Source organism: Coleofasciculus sp. G2-EDA-02 (assembly GCF_040226375.1).
Classification (GTDB): Bacteria; Cyanobacteriota; Cyanobacteriia; order Cyanobacteriales; family Coleofasciculaceae; genus Coleofasciculus.
Genome location: NZ_JAVKEW010000122.1, coordinates 86,833 through 93,197 on the forward strand (window position 1 = coordinate 86,833; position 6,365 = coordinate 93,197).

Below are 6,365 nucleotides of genomic sequence, written 5' to 3' on the forward strand. Positions count from 1 at the left end.
TGCCTCATCTGCCCCATCTACCACCATCGCAATTGTAAATACCCGCGTTCGGGTTGCTTCACTTCCTCATCGGTTAGCCATTCTACAGGCTTATAGGTCCCGAAAACCCGATCCCACCAATCTACAGCTAAACCAAAATTGTGATGCCACATTTGATATTTGTGGTGGACATAGTGAACAGGCATTTTCATCCAGAAACACCGTCTTGGATTTTCGTGCTGTAGCTGATGGGCATAGGCAGAAAAGGCAGCATAAAAAAGTCCACCCAGGAACCAACCGAGTCCAACTTGCCAAGAATAGAAGAATAGGAGGCACATGACAATAAAGCTACCCCGCACATAATCCCGGAACTCCCACAGCACCCCCTGTCCTTCATTGCGGCGGTGATGATCACGATGACGTTCACCAATGCGGGCATTAGCGTGCATCAAGCGATGCATCCAGTATTCCACGAAAGAAGCCAGGACAAATGCCAGAACAAAACAGATGATTGGGCTAATCAACTCTTTTCCCTCACACGTTCGACTAATTAATTGAGCGACAATTTGCTTCTCAGTATATTATCGGGGAATTTTTATCTCCCGGCTGCCTAAGAAGGGCGGGGTCAGTGCCAAAACGTTATTGGTAAAACCCACCCCTACCCTAGGGAAGATTACGTGGTGGAACCGTTCGCCCTTCGTAGAATCGTCGTTCCAACCTACCCAATCCAAACCAGCCGATGCCAGCAATTAACGCAACCCCACTGGAGAAAATGGCTGAGATGGTTGCCGTTTTGTCAAAAAACAGCGCCAGTAACGGGATAATCGCCCAAGCAATTGCCCCCACGACAGCAACACCACGACGAATCTGCCGAATTTTAGCTAAGGCGGTGCTGCAACTTTTACACTTTATCGTATGGGAGTGATAGCGATCCAGTAGCGTTTCTTGTGATAATCGGGGAGGTAGGGGTTGGTCGGGGAATGAATCTGCATTATATTGATTCACCCACTGGCGGAACTCGAACACAAAACGATCGGCTTTTGTGGGTAGGTAAAACGCTTTGCTGAAATTGGAACTCCCGCCTTTAGCATCGAGGTAACGTTCCTGATAATGGAGAAAAATTTGATCATCTTCCAAAACCCCATTCTGCCCAATGTGAGAGTACCAACGGGGAGTGAGTTTAATGAAGAAACCGGGGAGTTTAGCCGCAAATTTAAAGGGGAAGCGAGCAAATAGGCGACATTCTCCCTTGCGAATCGGCGTAGCATACACCACCGTCATGGTTCTGCCAAATTGTTTCGAGGTGAGGTCATGCCACATTAATGTGGGGGCAATAAATGTGGTGTCTTGGCGTCCTAGGGTTCCTTTGCGGGGTCCTTGTTCCCAAACTCCTTTAAACCCGTGTTTCCCGGATTCGGTAACTTCTAGCTCAACTGGACTGGCATAGGCGCGATCGCTGACGGAGCGATGATGGGTAAAGGGAACGTGGCTCACATCTAGCACGTTTTCCAATAATGTCAACGCATCGTAGGGCAAATCCCTAAACGTGTCAATGCATACCCATTCCTCTGAGGAATCGTCCCAGGGTTCGACGATGGGAACCTTGACATTGGGCGCGTTTTCTGGGTTGCCGGGATAAACGAATAATAGACCCTGACGTTCAGTCGTGGGTAAGGCGGTAACGCAGGCGCGTTTGGAGGTTTGGGCGGTACTGTCTTCAGTTTGTTGAGGAATGCGATCGCACGTTCCTTCTCCTGTAAATGCCCAACCATGATAGGGGCATTCCAGCAGCCCATCTTCAGCAATTCTACCTTGTGACAGGGGAGCAAGTCGATGGGGACATTGATCGTCAAAAACACGCCAGCAATCGGCAACTTTATCCCACCAGATGACTAGATCTCGACCCAGCAGAGTGAATTGAGTGGGTTGGGAGTGATCTAAATCCTGAAGGTAATGAACGGGATACCAGGCTTCTGTGCGATCGAAGGAATGGGTCATGGTTTAGGCAACAGGGCATTCTCATAAGGCTCCTATCCAAGTTTATACAGAAAAGGCGGTCTGGAAACCCACGACATCAAAGCGTGAGATGAGCTGAATCTGGGAAAAACGTTCATCATTGATTCCTACCCTAGAAGGATGAATCATCAGCTTACCCCCTGTCAGGATATTCCTGTAGACATGGTGGCTACCAGTTAACGAGACAATCCTGATACTATCGCCGCAGGAATGGCACAAGGCTGCTGCTGAAATGTTAGCTGTGTAGATTCAAGAGGCAATCGCCTAGAGAGGCTAAGCGAGAACAACGCCATACTATTTGGCATTCCACCTGAAATCGGGTTAATTCAACCTGAGATTTATTGTGCTGTTTCTGTGAAAAAAAGGAGGTTCTATGCAAGGCAAGCAATGGTGGAAAAACGCTGTCATTTATCAGATTTCGCCGTGGAGTTTTAAAGACACCATAGAAAATGGCAAAGGAGACTTAGAAGGGATTATTGAGAAACTCGATTATATAGCTGCCCTTGGCGTCGATGCCATTTGGTTAACGCCCATCTTTCAATCCCCGATGAACGATCTAGCATACGATATTACCGACATGCGTAAGGTTGATCCAATGTTTGGGACGCTGGAAGACTTTGAGCGATTACTGAACCTATCCCATACCCTGGGCATAAAAGTGATAATTGATCAGGTTTGGAATCACACCTCAGATCAGCATCATTGGTTCCAGGAAAGTAAAAAAAGTCGGGATAATCCCAAAGCTGATTGGTATGTTTGGGCAGACGCCAAAGAAGATGGTTCACCTCCTAATAATTGGCTATCAGCCTTTATGGGTGAAAGCGCTTGGCAATGGTCAGGTGAACGTCAACAATTTTACTTCTATAATTTCCTCCCCAGTCAACCGGATTTGAATTGGCATAATCCGGATGTGGTTGATGCCTTGATGAAACGGGCAAAATTTTGGCTGGATTTAGGTGTGGATGGTTTTCGCATTGATGCGCCTAACTTTTTCTTGCATGATGCCAAATTGCGAGATAATCCGCCTCGCCCCGATGATGCACCCTTACCCGATGGCGTCGCCCCCGATAATCCCATTGTTCGGCAGTTATTTAAATATAATTTCTGCCGTGAAGAAACCTTAGAAGCGCTCAAACCGATTCGGGAACTGGTGGAGCAGTATCCTGGAGTAATTACCTTAGCTGAAGTCACGTTCTGTGAAGACTCAATTGTTCTATCAAGTCAGCATGTGGGACGCGATAAATTACATATGGCGTATAACAGTGCACTGCTAGTTGATGAACCGATTAGCGCTAAATTAATGCGCGATACCCTGAAGAAAGTGCAACATTATTTCAGCGAAGGGGGTAATTGCTGGATTGTCGGAAATCATGATTATGGTCGTCTCAAATCCTGTTGGACAGGAAAAGATGCTGAAGGGAATCCCTATCCAGAGGAATTTTATCATGCGATCGCGGCAATGTTACTCTCCCTACCCGGAGCGTTTTGTCTCTATCAAGGAGACGAGTTAGGCTTACCCGAAGCCCGAATTCCAGAGGATATTCCCCCCGAAGCAATTAAAGATCCCTTTGGTAAAGCCCTGTATCCAGAAGTTCCTGGGCGCGATGGTTCCCGCACACCGATGCCTTGGAAATCTTATGCCGCCAATGCCGGATTTACTGTCGCCCAACGCGCCTGGTTACCTGTTTCCGAGTCTCATTTGGGTCTAGCCGTAAATGTCCAAGAACCTGATCCCAACTCCCTATTAAATACCTGGCGACGTCTGACGCATTGGCGTCAAGATCAACCCGCTTTAATCCAGGGAATGACTAATGCTAAATTACTGGATACAGACGAACCTCTATTTGCCTTTATTCGGGAATCAGAGGAACAGCGTTTACTATGTATTTTCAATCTCGGTGATACACCAGAACAGTATGATTTGTCAGCTTATCCAGATTGCCAGGAAGTCAAGGGTTCTGGGTTTACCACAGACCGATCCGGCGATCAGCTAAAAATCCCCGCTTATGGCGTCTTTTTTGGGGAATTAAATTTATCTGAAGCTAACGAGTAAACATGAATGCTATCTGGTTATGCCCGTTATTTGAATCGCCAATGGATGATTTTGGCTATGACGTGACGGATATGTACACCATTGATCCAGATTTGGGAACATTGGAAGATTTTGATCAGCTTTTGGCAGATGCCCATAATTCAGGCTTTACGGCTGATAGGCAGGGCGATACAATAAGTCCGGAAGAACCAGTAAAGCCACAAGAGGTAACAACAAATAAATTTAATCGCGTATGATTGAACAATCTACCCTCAATCCTAAATCTACCACCTTAGACAAGGTTAAAAAACCCAACCCAAATCAAAAATCCAATGAGTGGTGGCGTAGTGCTGTTATTTATCAGGTGTATCCCCGCAGCTTCATGGATAGTAATGGGGATGGCATCGGTGATCTGAAGGGGATCATGGAAAAACTGGACTATATCGCCTCCCTGGGCGTTGATGCGGTTTGGGTTTCACCATTTTTCAAGTCCCCGATGAAGGACTTTGGTTATGATATTTCCGACTATTGTGCGATAGAACCCATTTTTGGCACAATGGAAGACTTCAAGTGTCTCCTGAAGAAAGCAGATGAGTTGGGATTAAAGGTACTCATTGATCAGGTATGGAACCACACATCAAACGAACACCCCTGGTTTCTAGAGAGTCGTAGTAGTCATGATAATCCCAAAGCTGACTGGTATATTTGGGCGGATGCAAAGCCAGATGGAACCCCTCCAAACAACTGGCTTTCAACCTTTGGTGGAAGTGCTTGGACATGGGACTCTCAACGGGAACAGTATTACCTGCACAATTTCCTAGCCGAACAGCCCGATTTAAACTGGTATAACCCAGAGGTTAGACAAGCCATTCTGGATGTGGCAAAGTTTTGGCTAGATTTGGGTGTCGATGGTTTCCGCCTAGATGTGGTGAATTTCTTTACCCATGATCGCCAACTACGGGATAATCCACCCCGACCCAAAAATATGAAGCGACCGGCTGGAGCAGATCCCTACGATCCATTTTTCTCAAAGTGGAATAAATATAACTTTTGCCAACCGGAAACCTTGGAATTTATTGAACCAATTCGGGAATTGATGGATCAATATCCCGGAACAATGACGTTAGCTGAGATTAGTTCGGCGGAAGATGCGATTATCACCTCCAGTGAATATGTTAAAGGCGAGAAACGTTTACATACAGCCTATAACTCAGTCTTGATGCATGATGAACCGTTGAGTTATGAGCGAGTGCGCGACATGATCGAGCAGGTAGAAGCTCATTTTCAAGAGGGGGTGATCTGCTGGACAGGGGGTACCCATGATTTTCCCCGACTCAAAAGCCGCTGGCTGAAGTTTCTCATTGATGATAAATTCACTCATGCCATCTTTGACCATTTATTTATCGCGCTACAGCTTTCGCTACGGGGAAGTTGCTGTATTTATCAAGGGGATGAACTAGGTTTAACCCAAGCCACGATTCCCTTTGAAAAAATGCAAGACCCCTTTGGACTAGCCGGGTATCCATCAATTGTAGGTCGAGATGGCTCACGCACCCCCCTCCCTTGGCTCAAAGATGCGCCTAATGCTGGCTTTACCGCAGCAGCAGAACCCTGGCTACCCATTGCAGAGGAACATCGCGATCAGGCGATTGATCAGCAGGATCATGAAGCTATGTCTCTTTTGAATAAATATCGCCGTTTGATTCATTGGCGCAAGCAACAACCGGCTTTACTTAAAGGGGATTTAACGCTGCTGGATACAGATGAACCGCTAGTGGGATTTACCCGCCAATGTGAGGAACAAAACCTCCTTTGTCTGTTTAATTTGAGTCCACTACCTGTTCATTTTGATTTATCGCCCTACCCCAATTGTTTGAGAGCCGATGAGTCTGATTTTACTAACCGACGGTATGATGACGTTGTAGAAGTTCCTGGTTATGGCGTTTATTTTGGGAATTATTCAACTGAATAAGGTTTAATTTTCAAAGCCTAGAGGTTTGGGTATCATTGATTAACAAAGGGGGGATTTGGTAGGATTCTCCCTTTGTCCTAAACCCCCCTTGAGATCGGGCGATTAAAATCGCGGCTACACAAACCAAGTCCGCCTGCGCGGACTGGATGTTCACAAATTGACAATGGATAATGAACAATGGATAATGAACAATGGATAATGAACAATGGATAATGAACAATGGATAATGAACAATGGATAATGATCTCTCCTTAAAAGAAGAGGATTGAAATTAAGGAAAATCTTTTTTAATTTCTTCGTAAACGAAGAGGTCTTAGACCCAATTAATCAATTGTCAATTATCAATTATTAATTATCCATTGATAA

General features: G+C 45.8%; 5 protein-coding genes. 3 read left to right on the plus strand and 2 right to left on the minus strand.

The annotated features are described in order from the left end of the window. Positions 1-17 precede the first annotated feature (17 nt). A complete protein-coding gene (locus RLO19_RS14055; RefSeq protein WP_446357285.1) occupies positions 18-503 on the minus strand; it encodes a sterol desaturase family protein in 486 nt (161 codons plus the stop codon). 139 nt (positions 504-642) lie between these two features. Beyond that, the gene (locus RLO19_RS14060) at positions 643-1,977 is read right to left on the minus strand and encodes an aromatic ring-hydroxylating dioxygenase subunit alpha (RefSeq protein WP_446357287.1); all 1,335 of its coding nucleotides are present in this window, start codon (positions 1,975-1,977) and stop codon (positions 643-645) included. A gap of 391 nt (positions 1,978-2,368) precedes the next feature. Between RLO19_RS14060 and RLO19_RS14065 the strand changes: the two genes are divergently transcribed. Genes RLO19_RS14065 through RLO19_RS14075 form a run of 3 tightly spaced genes read left to right on the plus strand, consistent with a single transcriptional unit; the run spans position 2,369 to position 5,999 of the window. Continuing rightward, complete coding sequence (locus RLO19_RS14065) at positions 2,369-4,048, plus strand: alpha-glucosidase family protein (RefSeq protein ID WP_446357289.1); 1,680 nt, start codon at positions 2,369-2,371, stop codon at positions 4,046-4,048. Between the two features lie 2 nt (positions 4,049-4,050). Then, entirely contained in the window at positions 4,051-4,284 is a 234-nt protein-coding gene (locus RLO19_RS14070; RefSeq protein WP_446357290.1) for an alpha-amylase family glycosyl hydrolase, read from the plus strand. Beyond that, a complete protein-coding gene (locus RLO19_RS14075; protein WP_446357292.1) occupies positions 4,281-5,999 on the plus strand; it encodes an alpha-glucosidase family protein in 1,719 nt (572 codons plus the stop codon). The genes RLO19_RS14070 and RLO19_RS14075 overlap by 4 nt, the downstream gene beginning before the upstream one ends. The last annotated feature ends 366 nt before the right edge of the window (positions 6,000-6,365 follow it).

Coding starts and splice junctions, on each gene's coding strand:
- RLO19_RS14060 (WP_446357287.1), bottom strand. CDS start 1,977: ATGACCCATTCCTTCGATCGCACAGAAGCCTGGTATCCCGTTCATTAC.
- RLO19_RS14065 (WP_446357289.1), top strand. CDS start 2,369: ATGCAAGGCAAGCAATGGTGGAAAAACGCTGTCATTTATCAGATTTCG.
- RLO19_RS14070 (WP_446357290.1), top strand. CDS start 4,051: ATGAATGCTATCTGGTTATGCCCGTTATTTGAATCGCCAATGGATGAT.
- RLO19_RS14075 (WP_446357292.1), top strand. CDS start 4,281: ATGATTGAACAATCTACCCTCAATCCTAAATCTACCACCTTAGACAAG.